Source organism: Ancylomarina sp. YFZ004 (assembly GCF_054254355.1).
On sequence record NZ_JBTCHQ010000005.1, the window covers coordinates 288,954 to 308,584 of the forward strand.

A 19,631-nucleotide genomic window follows, 5' to 3' on the forward strand; every position below is an offset into this window, starting at 1 on the left:
TTTTATTATAGATAATAGTAGTTTTAACCTCATCTCTACCTAGATATGGATACTAATACTGTGAATCGTAAACGGGGCATATTATGTTCTTCGTTTCTACTGAGACTATGTACTTTCCTCATACTTAGTCTATTTGCACCAAAACTTTTTGCTCAGTTGGATTATATCCACTATGTTCCACCTATGTATTCAGGATCTGGTGTTGATGCGGATGTTGGTCGCAATGTCGTTGTAATTACAACCGATAGTAGAGATTTAATTGATGTAGACATCTTTTTAGGTGGTTCTGCAACTCCATTTAAAACAGTACAGGTATCAAAATCGGCTCCTCATGAGCATGTTTTTGAAACGCCATTGGGTAATTTCTATTCTGATATTATCACTTATCCTTTCGTTTATGATTTTCCTAGAGGCTTATTAGGAGCTAATGAGCTTAATATGGTACTGCCTAATGCAGGTATGAAATTCAGGTCATATGATGCGCCTATTTATGTAAATATAAGACATGTCTCAAGTATACATGGTGCCTCCTTAACGACGAAGGGGCGTTTTGCAATGGGGCAGGAATTCCGCTCAGGACATATTTATACAGATGCAATGAATGCTACAAAAAAGCGTTCACATTTTCTATCTGTAATGGCCACTGAAGATGGGACTTCTGTGAAATTAACAAATATCAATATTGGTATCTTGAGTGATTTTACATTACCGGGTTATTCTAAAGCGATATTACCAAGTGATACAATCAGAATTACTTTAAATGAAGGTGAAAGTTATGTGATAGGGGTAGACCATGATTTGACCGCATTCGATTCTGGTAAAAGAAATGGTATGAATGGAACTCATATTCTTTCTGATAAAGATATTGTAGTGAACACTGGGTCTTGGACATCAGGTCCAAGTAACGGACAAGATATTGGTATTGATCAGATCGTTCCCTATAGTGAAATACGTGATAAGTATGTGGTTATGAAAGGCCAGGGGAATAATACAACTGAACGTCCTATTATAGTCGCAACGGTTGATGGTACGGATGTTTATGTGAATGGAGAAACAACACCTGTTAATCCTGTGCCTTTAAGTGCTGGAGAATACTATGCTATCCCTTCGAGTAAATATGTTCTTGATAATAGTATATATACGATGTATATCGATACCAAAGATCATAATGTCTATGTGTATCAAACCATGTCGGGTAGTGCATCTCAAATAGGACCTACGGTTGGAATGAATTTTATTCCGCCGCTTTCAGCAACTGGTATGCATCAGGTTGATATTCCATTTGCAGATTATTTAGCACAGAAATACGTGACCTCTGTTATTACAATATTGGCTCAAAAAGGAGCAACTCTTCAATATGAAAATACAATCTTAGGTGTTACGACCACTGTAGTAATGCTACCTTCTGAAGCAGCTGATATACCTGGGAATAATGAGTGGGTAAGCTTTAAACTGATGAATGTAAGAGGAGATATCCGATTCCAAAGTTCCAGAGCATTGAATGTTGCCTGGACTGTTCAGTCTGGGTATATTGGTTCAGCTGGCTATTATTCTGGTTTCTCAAAAGCAATTCCTAAAATTATTCCAGATCTTCATGTTGATCTTGAAACTGCTCTTGATGTTATATGTGAAAGTTATGACGATAATATTGAAGTGGGGTTTAATGCAACTCCGATACCTGATTTCTATGAATGGTATGAAAATGAAATTTCTGAAGCAAACTTATTATTTGAAAATGAAAAGTTAATAGTACCTGCTCCTGATGAGCCTACCAAATATCTGTTGTTGGCCTATTTTCGTGATCCTTCACTAGATATTCTTTATAATGGAGATTTTAGTAGTGGTCGAGGAAATTTTGAAACAGCTTATGATTGGGTTCAAGGGAATTTGAGAGATCCAGGTGAATTTGCATTGACTTTTACTCCTAAAAGCGAGAATGCTGCATTCGAGGATTTTGATGATATGGAAGGAGGCGGATTGATGTTTTTAGCTCAGTCTAATGTTCCAGGTGATACTGTTTATCAAAAGTTAGATATTCCAATTGAAAGAGAGTCTAATTATATTTTAAAAGTTCACGGTAGAATGGCTCAAGTTGGCAAGCCTCAACTTTTAGATATTTATATTAATGAAGAGAAAGTAAAATCAAATTTCTTAATTGATGATGCTTCAAATTGGCTGTCCGTTAATGCCCTGTGGAAATCTAATGATAATCAGAAAGCAACGATTTCATTAGTTGACGCAAACGCAAGTGGTAATTTGGGTGTATTTGCTATTGATAGTATAACATTTATACCAGCAATTGTAGAACCTGGTGAATTTAATGCTTTAGTCGTTCCTAATTATAGTTTTACACCTTACGATGTACCTCAGCACTTTTGTTTAGGTCAATCTGGACTTATTGATATTTCTAATGGTGATACGAGTTGGTATAATTATTTGTGGGAAAGAAAAAATGGGGAGAATGATTATGTACCTGTTGCTGAAGGAAATGTTACAGGTCTAGATACTCATGTGTTAGGCTTTACCAATACAACTGATGATAATGCGGGGATATACCGCTGTACAATTACTTTTAAAGAGGAGTTTGAACAGTGTGGAGCCACTGTCGGTCCTGCACATATGGAAGTAGAGGTTGTGATTGATGAGCTTGCATATATTACATCACTTACGGGGAATGCTGACTTGTGTGAAGGGGAATCTGCAGCACTAGAAGTTAATGTCGAAGGTAAATATAGTAGAATTGCTTGGTCAGTAGATGGTGTTGAGAAGGCAGAAGGAAAAGTTTTTGATTTTAATTTAGATAAAGCATATGGAGCTGGTGTTTATACAATTCGATGTGATGTTGAAAATGCTTGTACTCCGATATCCCAGCAAGTTCAAATTGAAATTTTTGGAAAACCACATTTGACTGAATTACAAGTTCCAGTAGGATTATGTGATCAAGATTTGGTAAATCTTACAGCGGTAGGTTCTACTCCTGTAGGAGCGACAATGGAATATTCTTGGTATCGTGATGATGTTTTGATTGAAACAAATAATTTATCAGTATTTCCAGTTTTACCTAGTATGACAGATTCATATTATAAGGTGAGTGTTGCAGCTAGTTATAATGTTGGAGGAGCTGATGAGCATACTTGTCCTGGAAATGAATTGACTGAAATATTGTCTGACGTATATCCTCAAATAGTATTGGCTCCTTTAGTGCCACTCACTTTGTGCGAAGGAGAATCTCATTTGTATAAAGCGGAATTAACACCTCCTGGAGATTACTATACTTATTTATGGGAAACACCTCCTGCTATAACAGGAGATAAAACAAAAGTAGACCTTAGTGTAACAGGTATAACAACGGCAATGGCTGGGATCTATAAGGTAACTGTTACAAACCGATGTGGAACTGAAAACGCCACAAGTGTTTTGACAGTAACACCAAAAATGAATGTTACAGATATTACTATAGATAAGATCGGTCCATACTGCGATGGCGAAAATGTAACAATAACTGTTATTGATAATGGACATGCAAATTTTTATAAAGCAGAAAATGTAAGTGTAGGCCAGGAGCAAACGATTAATCCTATGGCTAACCCATTTGTCTTTGCAGCAAATGCCTCAAATATGGGACAGTGGGAAATTACTGCTGAAGGTAATTGTGGAACAATATACTATGAGCCTTTTGCAATTAATCTGTTAGATAATTTTTCAGATCCATCACTAGCTAATATCACGACTTGTTTGGGTGAAAGTGTAAGCTTTGAATTGCAGATTGAAACAATCCCATCCGGATCAGAATTGACCTATACATGGACAGATCCAAATGGAGATCCAATTATTATTGTAGATCCAAATCCTAAGCATATTGTAAGTATTAGTGCTGTTCAGGCTGGAGACCTGGGTACATATACTTGTATTGTAGAGAATAAATGTGGCTATAGTAAGGCTGTTATGGCTACTTTGAGTATTGAAAGTGTGACAAGTGCATTAACAGCTCCTATTGAAGAAGTTTGTCAGGGAGTAACGAATTATATTTTTGATATCCTTACAGTAGGTTCACCAGAATTTGCCTGGAGATTTAACGATCCTAATGGGACTGTAATTGGAACCAATAGTTTTTATGAAATTACGACTGTTGAATTAGCTAATGCTGGTGTTTACTATTGTGATATTACCCTGGAGTGTGGAACCGTTGAAAAATACCAACGTCAATTAGTCGTTAATGACCATATTAGTGTTGTAAAAGATCCTGCAACGATTTTGGATATATGTGAAGGAGATCAGACAGAGTTAATAATTAATGTTTCTGGAACTCCAACTTCTATTAAGTGGTTTGATAATGCAAATACAGAGTTGACTGCTTTTGAGGGGGAAACAAGAATTTCAACTGGAATTATTGGAGCTTCTGGTTCTTATACTTACACGTATAAGTTGACGGGCGAATGTGAAAACCCAGAAGATAATTTCGTTGTTACGGTTCATGATAGACCAAGTATTAACCCTATTGCAGATATTGATGCTTGTGTAGGTAATATTCCATTGAGCATGACTGTTGTTGGAATAGACTATGTTCAAGCTTCCTGGTTGAAACCAGATAATAGTTTTCTGGCAAATGGATTAACTTATACCATTACAGGAGTTTCATATCCTGCATCATCTGGAAACTATATAGCTAAAGTGAGTACGACTTATTGTGGTGATATAACGGCTATTTCTAAGGTTAATGTTTTTGAACCAATTACGCTTGTTTCAAATTCTGACATAGCACCTAAGCCATGTATTGGCGAGCCATTGAGCTTAGTCGTAAATGGTGAAGGTGATGGCTTGTCATATAAATGGACTAAAGGGGGAGTTGATCAAGGAATACAGCCTATTCCCAATATCCTTGATTTAGGATCATCAGATTTATCAGATGATGGAGCCTATAAATGTGAACTTATTTCAGCAAATGGATGTACTGGTGATGCTGTTGATTTTACAGTTGATGTACGAGAACATGCAAAAATTACTTTGCAGCCGCTTGCTCAAACTCCATGTGAAGATGACGCATCTGTAATTTTTAAAGTTACAGGAACTGCTGAACTAACACCATCATACCAATGGTATAATAATAATGTATTAATAAGTGATGGAGGAGATTTCTCTGGAACTACAACAACAGATCTAACTGTTTCAAATTTATTGGGGCATGATACTGAATTATTTCATTGTGAAGTTAGTGGAGATTTTTGTGATCCGATAGAGTCCGATAAGGTAAGTTTAAGTGTAAAACGGAATATCACAATAACAAGTCATCCTGATGATATTACAATTGATGAGAATGGATCGGCTACTTTTACTGTAACAACAACAGGTGGCGATCCTATTTCATATCAGTGGTACGAGAATGGTGTGAGTATGGGAGCTACTCCAGTTTCTGCACAAACTGCTAGTCTAACTTTGACTTCAGTTCCATTGTCAAAAGATGGATCAATCTATTATTGCAAAGTTACTAACTCATGTGATGTAGAAGATAGTAATCCTGCAAGCTTGAATGTGAATGTTGATAATAGAATAACAGTTCAAGGTGTAAATACTGAAGCTTGTGAAGGCAGTTCATTCATTTTCACAGTGCAATATGAAAATACAACAACTGCTTGTGCTTGGGAATATGATGATGGATCTGGTTATAATCCAATAGGTGGATTAGGGTCTTCTAGTTTCAGTGCAACATCTTCAACTTTAACTGTAACTACGGCTACAATGGCAATGAACTCTTGGAAATTTAGAGCTCTTGTTAAAAGAACTGGGTATGTTGATAACGTATCGAATGAACTTGAGGTAAAAGTCTATGAACAAATAAGTTTTGATAATATAACAGATGTAACTCTTTGTTCTGGTACGGGTGAAAGTTTTACTGTAACAAATTTAACGGGTACTGGTCCTTTTGATTATGAATGGAAAAGAGGAATTGCTAGTTTGGGATCTGGTTCAAGCTTAAATTTGAATGCGGCATCCGCAACTGATGGTATATATTCGGTAGGCGTAACTAATAATATTTGTACACCTGTTGTAAAAACTTTTAATATTTCTCATTATGCAGATCTTATTATAACTGGAATTTCTTCAATAGATCCAGTTTGTGAGAATGTTGCAGAAAACCTTGTTGTTAGTATTACAAAAGATCCAACTTTAGCAGATACTTATTCATGGACGAAAGATGGAAATCCACTTGTAGGTAATACAAATACTTATACTATAGATGGAACAAATACATTACAAACAGGACTTTATGAAGTTGTCGTTGGTGATGGATGTACGACGAAAAGTATAAGTTCTTTTGTGAATGTTTTAGATGATATTGCTCTATCAACAAGTTCCCCTATTACAACGGATCTTTGTGAAGGAGAAGATCTGAGTTTACATGTATCAGGTTCTGGCGTAGATTTAGCATATAATTGGTATAAAACTACAGCTCCTGGTGTTAGCTTATCATCAGATGAAACACTTGAGAAATTGAACATGTTTTCAGCTGATACAGGTGTATACCGATGTGATTTAACATCTGCAAGTGGCTGTAATACTGATTTTATTGAATTTACAGTAAATGTGAATAAACATGCTACAGTTGATAATCCTACGGATGAGAATATTTGTGAAGGAACTGGAAATGCGATATTTAATGTAATTGCAACAGGAAATGGAACTATCGACTATAAGTGGTACGATAATGATGTGTTAATGCCTGGTGAAATAACGGCAAGTTTATCAGTGCCAAGTTTACTAGCTAATAATGGTCATTCTTATCATTGTGTGGTTAATGGAACTTCATGTGATGAAGCTGTATCTGAAAAGGCTATTTTGACTGTTAAAGAAAATGTTGTAATAACTAAACAGCCAGTTGATGTAAGCGTTGCTGATGGTGGAACTGCTGTATTTACTGTGGAAGCAAGTGGAACAGGTCCATTTACATATCAATGGTTTGAAAATGGAGTGAGCATGGGAAGTACCCCTGCATCTGCTCAAACTAAGACATTGACTTTATTAGCTCTTTTAATAAATAATGGCAAACAATATTATTGTGAAGTCACAGGTGATTGTACTTCAGTTGATAGTGATCCTGCAACCTTAACAGTTGATGCAAGTAAGAGAATTACTGCTCAGGCAGTAAATGCAGAAGCTTGTTTGGGTGATAGTTTTACTTTTGTTGTTGATTATAAAAATACGACTGATGTTTGTGAGTGGGAGTATAGCACTGGAGGAGCTTATAATCTAGTTCCCGGAGCTATAGGTACTTCTGTTGAGACTGCTGTTAATGGTACGATTGATAGAAATACACTTACAGTAAATTCAGCAACGTTAGCAATGAATTCGTGGACGTTTAGAGCTAGAGTTAAAGAAGGCGTTTTAGCTGACGATGTTTCGGATCTAGTCGAAGTTAAAGTTTTTGAACCTACTAATTTTACCGCTATTGCTGATGAAATTCTTTGTAAGAATGAAGGTGTTAGTTTCACTGTTAGTGGAGAGAGTGGGACAGGGCCATACACTTATGAGTGGAAACGCGATGTCGCTTCAATAGGAGTTAATTTAAGTTTAAGTTTAAATGGAGCAGATGCTACTGATGATACTTATTCAATTGGTGTGAGTAATGGGGTTTGTCCTGTTACTACGAAGACATTTGATATTTCTCATTATGTGGATCTTGTTATAACTGGCATTAATGATATTGATCCAGTCTGTGAAAATGTTGCTGAAAATCTAGTAGTTAGTGTTACGAAAGATCCAGCTTTAGCTGACTCTTATACTTGGACTAAAGATGGAGGGGCATTAGTTGGAATCACAAATACTTATACAATTGATGGATCGAATACTTCTCAAACAGGACTTTATGAAGTTGTGGTCGATGATGGTTGTATGACGAAGAGTATTAGTTCATTCGTTAATGTATTAGAAGATATTGCACTATCAACAAGTTCACCACTTACAACTAATTTATGCGAAGGTGAAGATTTAAGCTTACACGTTACCGGTTCAGGTGTCGATTTATCATACAATTGGTACAAAACAACAGCTCCTGCAACTAGTTTGTCATCAGATGAGACATTAGATATTCCTAATATGCTTGAAGCTAATGGTGGTGTATATCGATGTGATTTAACTTCTGCTAGTGGCTGTAATGCTGATTTTATTGAGTTTACAGTCAATGTAAGAAAGCATGCTACTGTAAATAATCCTACAGATGTTAGTATGTGTCAAGATACAGGAAATGCATTATTTAATGTTGCTGCTATTGGTAATGGAACCGTAGTATATAAATGGTATGAGAATGATGTTTTAATTCCTGCTGCAGTAACATCAAGTTTATCTGTAGCTAGTTTATTAACTGCCAATGGTAATTCTTACCATTGCGTTGTTAATGGAGATTACTGTGATGAGGCAGTATCAGAGAAAGCAGTCTTGATTGTGGCTGAAAATGTAACGATTACAAATCATCCTGATACTATCAGTATAGATGAAAATGGATCCGCAACATTTACAGTAGATGCAACTGGTACTGGACTTTCTTATCAATGGTTTGAAAATGGAGTGAATATGGGAAGTGCCCCTGCATCTGCACAAACTAATACATTGAATCTGACTTCAGTTCCTTTAACCAACAGTGGTAATACTTATTACTGTGTAGTAAGTGGAACATGTACAAATGAACCAAGTGATCCAGCAACTCTAACTGTTGTTGGGGAAAATAGGATATTGGTACAAGCTGAAAGTACTGTTGTTTGTGAAGGAAACCCTTTCACATTTGAGGTTCAATACAAAAATACAACTACTGCTTGTGCTTGGGAGTTTGATTCAGGTTCGGGTTATAATCCTATTGGAGGATTAGGAACTGTAGTTTTCAATCCAACTTCATCAACTTTAACAATTACGCCTTCTACTGCTGCCATGGATACTTGGAAGTTTAGGGCTATTGTAAAGAGAGCAGGATTTGTAGATAATATTTCCAATGAAGCCAGTGTAAAAGTAGATATACGAGCGATTTTTGCTGATATCGCAAATGTTCAAATTTGTAATGGTGAAGGGACTAGTTTTAGTGTAAGTAGTTTGACTGGATCTACACCGAATACTTATGAATGGACTGAAGGTGTAAGGAATTTAGGTGCTAATTCAAGCTTAAATTTAATTGCAGCTGATGCTACGGATGGTACTTATTCTGTTGGTGTAACAGCAGGAGTTTGCCCAGCTGTTGTTAAGACTTTTAATATCTCTCATTATCCTGATTTAGCATTAGATAACCTGATTCATGATAACACACTGTGTCCAGCTGAAAATATAAGTTTAAATGTTGTTATTGCAAGTGGGCCTGCACAGTCTGCTAGTTATTCGTGGACTAAAGATGATGTTGATATGGGAATTATAACAGCATCATATAACAAATTGAATGTTGCTGATGCAGAAAGTGGTTTGTACAAGGTAACAGTTGAAGATCACTGTATGACCCAATCAAAATCAATTCAAATTGATGTTTTAGAGATTATTACAAAAACTGATATATGGACAAATGAAACGCTTTGTGTCGGGGATGATTTATTACTTGAAGCTAATGTAGCTGGTGATAATCCAACTTATTCGTGGACATTGCCAGCAGCAAGCACTCGAATTATAGGTGATGTACCTAATTTGAAAATTGACGCTTTATTGTCGACAGATGCAGGAACATATACTTGCGATATTACAGGATCATGTGGAACTGCAAGTTATACAGTTGATATTATTATTAATGATGTTCCAAATATTACGACAGACCTTAATCTATCGACGGTATGTGAAGGAGATCTTTTAGTACTCGGACCAATTGCTTATGATGCGACTACAGGAGAGAGTATTGTTTGGAAGTTTGAAGCTGCTGTTATGACAGGTGAAAATGTAACAAACTTAGATCTTGGAATAGCAGAGATGGCTGAAGAAGGTAATTATAGGGTTGAAGTTACAAATGCTTGTGGTACTGATTTTAGTTTAGCTTATCAGGATATTAAGCCAATACCAACGCTTGCACCTATAGGCGATCAAATTGCTTGTCAAGGGGAAGATGTCATTTTTAGAGCAGTGGCAATAGGTGAGGATTTGACTTACCGTTGGTTAATTGATGATCTGGCTCAACCTGCACTTGATGATCTAGCTGAGATTGAACTTTCTAACGTCTTACCTTTAGATGGCAATACTGCTAAGAATTATAAAGTAGAATGTCGAGTTAGTTCATGTGGTACGGATCTAAGTGAAATTGCAAATCTTACCGTGAATCCTAATACCATATTAAACACCTCACTTAAAGGTGAAGTCGTTTATGTTGGAAAGAGTCATGTATTTGATTTGGATATAACGGGTGGTAATTTGACTTTTGAATGGCATCATATTAATACAGCAAGTGTTGATACTGAATTGGTCGCTGTTACAACTAAAACCTTAACTATAGATGAGCTTAGCATGGCTGATGCAGGTGAGTATTATTGTATAATAACTGGTGATTGTGGTGTAAGATTTACATCTGGTTATCTAACTGTAAAAGATCCACTGAAGATTGTTACTGGTTTTACTTTTGTTGATATTGAAAAGTGTTATGGTGAGCCATTAAATTTAAATATTAGTGTTGAAGGTGAAGTCTTCTCAATCAATTGGTTTAAAAACAATGTAGATCTTGTACATCATGAATTAAACTATTCAATACCTGCTTTAGAGATGACGGATGCAGGATCTTACCATTGTGAGATTGTAGGGGAAGGATCTACTTTAAAGGAAACTGTAAATGTACTTGTCTATCAAGCTACAGTTCTAAATTCAGATTTAAAGGATAAGGTTCTATGTGAAAATGAGAATCTATCCTGGATTCCTGCTATTTCTGGTTCATTATTGACTTATGATTGGAAGCATAAAGGAATAACTGTCTCAACAGATGCTGCACTTAGCATTTTGAATACGCCTCTGGATTCTGCAGGTATTTATTCTGTAGATGTAACAGGTAAATGTGGAAGTGTTTTTACAGAAGCTGATTTGATTATTAAGAAGCTTCCGGAATTCATTAGTAATAGTGAAGATTTGGAAAAATGTGAAAATGATGCTGAAGCAATGTTCACAGTTGATTTTAGAGGTGATAACTTAGTTTATCAGTGGCAAAAAGATGGGCTTGATATTGCTGGTGTTAACAGTACGGAGTTGAAAATACAGAATTTGAGAATTAGTGATGCAGGAATATATAAATGTGTTGTGAATTCTTTATGTGGTATTGCAGCTGAAAGTCTTGAGATGAAACTTGTTGTAATTCCTCAACTTAAAATCTTGAGTGAAAGTCCTGGAATGGAAATTTGTGATGGGGATAGTGTTCAGTTTCTTGTTGAAGTTGAAGGTACTGATGAGGTTTATCAGTGGCAAAAAGATGGTGCTACTCTAACCGGAGAAAATGCACCACAGCTTATTATTGATCCAGCGAGTTTAACGGAAGATGGTTATTACAGTTGTGAAGTGTCTGATAGGTGTACGGCTAAGAGATATTCAAATTCTAAAAAACTAACAGTTAATGCATTGCCAAACTCGCAAATCTTTGGACGAATGACGCTTTGTGTGTTGGAAGATAGAGTTGCTTATAACACAGCCTTATTACCAGATATTAATTATGGTTGGTTAGTTGACGGAGGTGAATTCACCACGCCTTCAGAAGGAGTAAGAACAAAAATTACCTGGGGAGATGTGATAGTAGACAGTAAAGTCAGATTAAAGATTTTGAATGAAGCGACAGGCTGTTATTTTGAAGTGGATTCTTTAGTTGAACTTCATCCTCTACCTGACGTTAATCTTACCGCTCTTGAATCTAAAGGGATTTGTGAATCTGAATTTGCATTGTCAGGTGGTTTCCCTACTGGAGGTATATATTGGGTAAATGAAGTTGCTCAGAATACTTTTGATCCTTCACAAGGAAATGGCGAGTATCAAGTTCGTTATTCTTATACGGATGATTTAGGTTGTTCAAATAGTACGGGTGAACTAGTCATGAAAATTGACTCATTACCAATCGTTAAGATTGTTGAGGATGTTGTAGTTGGATCTTGTGAAACTAGAATGTTGAGTGCGGAGACTCAAGAAAACAATATTAAATGGGCTCCGAGTCGATATTTAGATGATCCAAATTCAGAAACGCCAACTTTTACCGCTGGAGAAACAACACTTTATGTTGCAACTGTAGTTGATAAATATGGTTGTGTTGGTAATGATATTGTAAATGTAACTGTTGCTCCACTACCTCTTATCACGACTATAAACGATACGATTATTGGAGAATGTAAAGAGATCGAGTTAACAACGGATATTTCAGGTGATATTAAAGAAATCAATTGGACAAGTCCGGATGATTTAGATAATTCTAAAAACTCAAACCCTAAATTGATAAAACGTCACCTAGGTGTAAATGACTATCAGATTAATGTGACTGATGAATATGGTTGTGTTGGTTCAGCTTCAATAAAAGTTGAAGTGTTACCAAATCCAGAAGTTGGAGAGAATCAATTCTTGTGTGAAGGTGAAACGCTACTTGTTGATACGAAAGATCTTTCTAATCCTGTTTGGGATGATGGTTATACGGCCTGGGAAAGAACGATAGACAAGCCTGGAGAGTATGTGTTAAGTGTAGAGCAGAATGATTGTGAGCTGAAGCAAAGAATAGTGATGAACCCATTACCAAAATTTGAATTGGATCACACGATTCAACCTGGTATAGTCATTTTTGAGGGGCAAACAATTACTCTTGATCCTGAGCTTAATCCTGATTATGGGCCTTATGTATACGACTGGAGTGATGGTAGTGTATTGCCACAATTAGTAGTAAGTGAATCGGGTATTTATAAACTGAAAGTAGAAGATGATATAGGCTGTATTGCAATTGATACCGTTATGGTTGAGGTTAAGCCTATCGGAATTGAATCGCCCAATGCATTTACACCTTTATCAGAGAACGAAAATGATCGTTTCTATCTTAAAGATATTAATGTGACAGAGAAATTTGAAATGTATATCTATAATCGTTGGGGTGAGTTAATGTTTCAGACAAATGAGGCTGGTTATGCCAACGGTTGGGATGGAACCTATAATGGAGACGATTGTCCCGTTGGAGCATACGTTTGGGTTTTGATGTTGGATGGAGAAATGAAAGAAAAAGGTAATGTGATCTTGGTTCGTTAAGAATCTTTATCAAACTTATTAAAAGAGTTGTCTATTGGGACAACTCTTTTTTTATGCAAAACATTGTGCTCTGTTTTTGTAACTCTTTGTATATCTTATAGTAATATAGGTTCTTTTAATTGTTGGCTTTTTTATTGCGAGACAAATTTTTAGTGTACCCTTAAGATTCCTTGTTTTATTTAGCCTCTAGATATACCTGATGAGCTTTGGTGTGTAACTTGTTGTGCAGTAGGTGATACTAGTGATGGGGATTAATTATTCTTTTGTTAGTTATTAAAAAAAATATTAACTAAATTCATTAACTCGTTATGTTCATTGTTGTTACCTTTGTCAACTAACCAAAATCCCTGTGATGAATTTTTTGTTTCGCTCTATGAAAATCGAGGCTTGTATTAAAATAGCCATTCTATCTTTTTTATTTCTTCTTCCTTTTGCTGCCAAGGCTCAGTTGGATATAATTCATTATGTGCCACCAATGTATGCTGGTACGACTTCAGATGGGGATATTAAAGATCATTGGGTTGTTTTAACAACACCATCAGAAGCGCCTATTGATGTTACAATAAAGAATAGTGATGAAACTTTTTCTACAATAATTGAAGGTATTTCAATTACCAATCCAGTATCTTTTAATTTGGGTTCAGGAACAATTAAAAATCCTCCATTTGGTGTGATTAATTACAAAAGGTTAAATCAAGTTATTTCCGATCAAGGTTTAATTTTTACATCAAAACAACCTTTTTATGTGAATATCAGGCATAAATCTGATATTCATGGTTTGTCTCTAACTTCTAAAGGACAAGCTGCATTAGGGACTTCTTTCCGTTCCGGACATCTGTATAGTAAGCGAGGTTCAAATACCGACTCTGGATGGGGAGATGAGAAAAGATATTGGGATAGATATAAAAGGAAATATATTTATTATAATGATTATTCAGTTGTAAATCATAGAAGCCATTTTATTTCTGTAATGGCAACAAAGAATACAACCAGTGTTACGTTTTCAGATATTAAAGTTGGAAATTTGACTTCTGCCACTAAAACAGCTATGCCTGTTAATGGAGATATAACAGTAATATTACAAGCTGGCCAGAGTTATGTTATTGGTGCTGACCATAAATTCTTATCTCCCGATGATGTTAATAAGTTTAATGGAACGAAAATCACTTCTGATAAACCTATTGCGGTAAACTCGGGTTCTTGGACGGGTGGAGCTTGCCTTTATTCAGCACAAGATATTGGAGTAGATCAGATTGTACCTGAAGATTTGGTTGGTCGCCAATACATTTTATTGAAGGGGAAAGGAAATGATGAAACTGAACGTCCTATAGTTGTAGCGACTGAGGATGATACTAATATTACTGTCAATGGAATAAGTGGCGTTATAAACCCAGAACCTTTAAATGCAGGGGATTCTTATGTTATAGACGCAGAGTATTTTACCTCAGAGGGAACCATGTTTATTGAAACAAATCATGATGTTTATTTGTATCAAACGACTTCAGCTTCCAACAAGATTGTTTATGATAGGTATGGGAACAAAATCGATTATGCTTTTGCTACTGTTGGAATGAACTTTATTCCTCCTCTGAGTGCTCTAGGTTTCCGTCAAGTTGATATCCCTTTCGTGAATGAACTGGGAACTGGAATTGTAGTCATTTATGCACAAAAAGGAGCTGCAGTAAATGTGAATGGAAATACACTTCCATCTGAATCAGCCAAGAAGGTGAGTGGTAATAATGAATGGGTCGTATATAAATATTCAACGACTGAAAATAATGTTTCTGTTATATCGAATAAGGCAATTTATGTTGCATTATCAGTAGAGGATGATGCTGTTGGTGCAGCTGGTTATTTTTCTGGCTTTACGAAATCAATTTCGCCTATAAATCCTGAAGTCGTTTTTAATTATGATCTCGGATATATCTGTTCGAACCAAGAAGGGAATATCACCTTAGAAGTTAATAGCACACCCATTCCCGATTGGTATGAATGGTATCATGATATTATTCATCCTGACTCAATTAAATTTCCAAATGAGCCCCTAGTTATACCTGTACCAGAGGAGGCAACTAAGTATATTTTAAAGGCCTATTTCCGTGACCCTAATATGGATATTCTCTCTAATGGTGATTTTAATTTTGGTATATTTAATTCTGTATCTGATCTTGATTTTACAGATATAAGATTAGATAAACCAGGTACAGCGGCTATCAGTTATAACCCTCAGGTTCAAAATACAAGTTTTGAAAAATTTGGAAGTTCTGAGCTTTTAAATAAAGAACCCGAATCTACTAAGCTAATGTTATTAGCTCATTCTTCAGGTAATGGAGCTTCTGATGTCATATGGCAAATACCAGCAGGTAATAATATTGATATTACAGACCGGCTGTTCATATTAAAATTATACGGTAGACTAGCTCATGAGATTGATGTAGATTATTCAGAACAGTATATTGATGTTTATGTTAATGATGATAAAATTACCCCTCAAAAAATAAAATTTGATAAAACAGATGCTTGGAAATCAGTTAAGGTATTTTGGCGCGCTGGTACTGCTGAGAGTGCTACAATAAAGATTGTGGATGCGAATGCGACTGGAAAGCAAAGCGTTTTTGCAATTGATAGTATTTCTTTTGTTCCAGCAGTTGATGCTGAGAAGGTATTTAATCCTGATGTTGTTCCTAGTTACAGCTATACCCCTTATAATAAAGGATTGCACTTGTGCCAAGGAGCGACTCAAGGCGTTGCAGATATTAAATATGGTGATATGGGGTGGTTTACATTCTTGTGGGAGAAGAAACTGCCCGATGATACGTATGTTGCAATCACTGATACAAGTATAGAAGGAATTGATACTTATAAATTAATATTTAATAATGTTGTTGATAGTCATGCTGGTATTTACCGATGTACAATAAATTTCAGAGAAGATTATGCGCAGTGTGGAATTGATGTGAAGCCCACGCATGTTGAAGTTGAAATCTTTGTTGATGAAACGGCTAGTTTGGATGCTCTCGTAGGAAAAACAGAATTGTGTGAAGGAGTTTCAACAGATATTACAGCTACAGTTTCCGGAGATTTTAGTGTGATAAAGTGGGAAGTATTTAGAAAAGATGAAGCTACTGCATTGGAAGTTAAAGAGAATAGTTTTAATACGTTCGTATTTAACTCTGACTTAGATTATAGTGCAGGTGATTATACAGTTCGCTGTGAGGTGGTTAATGGATGTAAACAGAATTTAATTAAAGAAATTAGCATTGAAATTTTAGGTAAGGCTAAATTGAAAAGCCTTACTGTTCCTTTAGATTTGTGCGATAAGACTGCAGCTTTATTAGTAGCAAACTTGGAAGATGGACCAATTTTAAGTGCAGCTACAATTAAATATTCATGGTTTAGAAATGATGAATCTGTCCCTTTCCTTGTCAATGATGAGTTGACTTGCAATGTAATACCAGATGTTAATGATGAGTATTATAAAGTAGCAGTTACTACAACTTATAATGTTAGTTCAGGTGTTCTTACTTGTAAAGGGAATGAAATACAGGAGAGTTTAGTTGATAATCCTATTCATCCTGAGATTAAAATTATAGATATAAAGCCTGTCTCTGTTTGTGAAGGAACAGCATATACCTATAATGTAAAGTTAGAGACTCCAAGTTTATCATATATATACATGTGGGAAGTTCCTATAGGAGCCCAAAAAGATAAGGTCGTACCTGATGATTTTAATTCTAGTTCTTTTAGTATAAATCCTGTAGATATTGATAAGCTTGGAAATTACAAAGTTACAGTTACAAATAATTGTGGCAGTAAAAGTAGCACAAGTACTTTATCAATGATTCCAAAATTAAAAGATGTTGTTATTTCTATTGATAATGAAGGGCCATATTGTCCTGATGAAAGTGTTGAGATTTCTATTACAGATAATGGAGAAGCAACACTGTATTCAGCAAAGAATTTGACTACTTTAAAGGAAATAATACCTATGCTTAGCCCTTTAACTCTACCTGTTGTAACTAATGAGGGAGAGTGGGAGATTTCAGTTGAAGGTGAGTGTAATGCTTTGGTAACTAATCGATTTAGTGTTGATATTTTAGGTAAGTTTTCAGAACCAACACTTAAAAATAGTACAGTATGTATTGGGCAGGATGCGAGTTTTGAAGTACAGATAGCAACAAAACCATCTGGTTCTAAATTAACTTATACATGGACTGATCCTAATGGAACACCTGTTGTAATAGCAGACCCGAATCCTAAGCATATTTTAACTGTTTCTAGTGTTCAAGCTGAAAATTTAGGTATTTACACCTGCGTTGTAGCTAATAAATGTGGTTATAGTAAGACTGTTACAGCTACTTTAAGTGCAGAAAGTGTAACTAGTTCATTAAAAGAAACCGATGTTATATGTCAAGGTTCTTCTGATTATTTATTAAAAGTTGATTATGTTGGAACACCAACTTTTGCATGGCGCTTTGTAAATTCTTCTGGAGTAGAAACTATTCTAGGAACAAATCCTTCATACACGATATCGAAAGTTGAATTAGCAGATGCAGGAATATATTATTGTGCTATAAAATTAAAATGTGGTACAGTTAATTACCAACGAAAATTAGTGGTTAATGATCATATCTCTGTAACAGAAGATCCTGCTGTAGTTTTGGATATTTGTGAAGGAGATAAGACTGAGTTAATAATTAATGTTACTGGAAATCCAGTTTCTATTAAGTGGTTTGATCATACAGATACTGAGTTGACTGCTTATAAAGGTGAGACTAGAATTTCTACTGGAATTATTACTACTGCAGGAACTTACAATTACAGATATGAGTTAGTTGGTGATTGTGAACCATTGGATGGTGATTTTGATGTTGTTGTTCATGATAAACCAAGTTTAAATGCAATTGCAGATATAAATCGTTGTGCTGGAAGTGATATTCTATTAAGTATGATCGTTATTGGTACTGACTATAAGGCTCCAACTTGGTTGAATCCAGATAATAGTTTGTTAGCAAATGATCTAAATGCGACAATTACTGGAGCGATTTATCCAACTTCTTCAGGAAATTATATAGCTAAGATTAGTTCTAAATATTGTGGGGAAGTGACAAGACTTGCTAAGGTAAATATTTATAAACCAATTGCAGTTTTTTCAAACTCCGATATTGCTCCTAAACCTTGTGTAGGTGAGCCATTAAGTTTAGTCGTAACCGGTGATGGTGATATTTTATCTTACAAATGGACTAAAGGTGGAATCGATCAAGGCCCACAACCAATACCCAATATTCTTGATTTAGATGTAGCTGACTTAGGAGATAATGGAAATTATAAATGTGAACTGATTTCAACAAATGCTTGTACAAGTGCTTTTGTTAATTTTACTGTTGTTGTGCGTAAACATGCTCAGATAACTTTACAACCAATAGCTCAAAATCCTTGTGAAGATAATACTTCAGTTATATTTAAAGTCACTGGTACGGCTGAGTTAACTCCATCATATCAGTGGTTTAATAATAATGTATTAGTAAATAATGGTGTCGATTTTACTGGGGCAGAAACTAAGGATTTAACAGTTAGTAATTTACTAGCCTATGATGATGACTTATTTCATTGCAAAGTTAGTGGAGAATTTTGTGATCCTATAGAATCCGAAAAAGTAAGTTTAACTGTAAAACGAAATGTTACAATAAGTACACATCCTGCAGATAGAACAGTAGATGAAAATGCTTCAGCCGTTTTTACTGTTGTTGCTACAGGTGATGAACCTCTAACTTATCAATGGTTTGAGGATGATGGAACTGGTTTTGTGAGTATGGGTAACTCACCTGCATCTGCAGAAACATCTAGTTTAACTATAGCTTCAGCAAGTCTATCTATGAATGGTTACAGATATTACTGTAAGGTTACAAATTCATGTAATTTTAAAGATAGTAATCCTGCAACTTTAAGAATTAATTTGGATAATAGAATAACTGCACAGGCTGAGAATACAGAATCTTGTGAAGGGAGCTCGTTCAATTTTGTAATTCAGTATGATAATACAACAACAGCTTGTGTTTGGCAGTACAACGATGGTTCAGGTTATCAGGCAATAGGAGGATTGGGATCTGATGTTTTCTCAGAAACTTCATCAATCTTAACGATAACACCCGCAACATCAGCGATGAATTTGTGGAAGTTTAGAGCACTTGTTCAACGAACAGGATTTGTTGACAATGAATCAAATGAGTTTGAAGTAAAAGTTTATCAGAAAGTTCTTTTTGCTGATATTTCAGATGAGACTTTATGTATAGGAGCAGGTAAGAGTTTTAATGTTAATGTAACTGCAGGAACGGAACCTTTATCTTACGAGTGGAAAAGAGGAACTACAGGATTAGGCACGGGTTCAAGTTTGAACTTAGATGCTGCCGCACTTGCTGGTACTTATTCTATAA

At 35.5% G+C, this 19,631-nt stretch carries 2 protein-coding genes; both read left to right on the forward strand.

Annotated features, from left to right (window positions below; all coding sequences use genetic code 11):
- The first annotated feature begins 45 nt into the window (after positions 1–45).
- Positions 46–13,197 carry an immunoglobulin domain-containing protein gene (locus ACXR6G_RS10850; RefSeq protein ID WP_458361450.1) on the forward strand — a complete coding sequence of 4,384 codons (13,152 nt, stop codon included), beginning with the start codon at positions 46–48 and terminating at the stop codon, positions 13,195–13,197.
- Positions 13,198–13,549: 352 nt separating this feature from the next.
- A partial coding sequence (locus ACXR6G_RS10855; protein WP_458361451.1) for an immunoglobulin domain-containing protein occupies positions 13,550–19,631 on the forward strand: 6,082 nt, incomplete at its 3' end.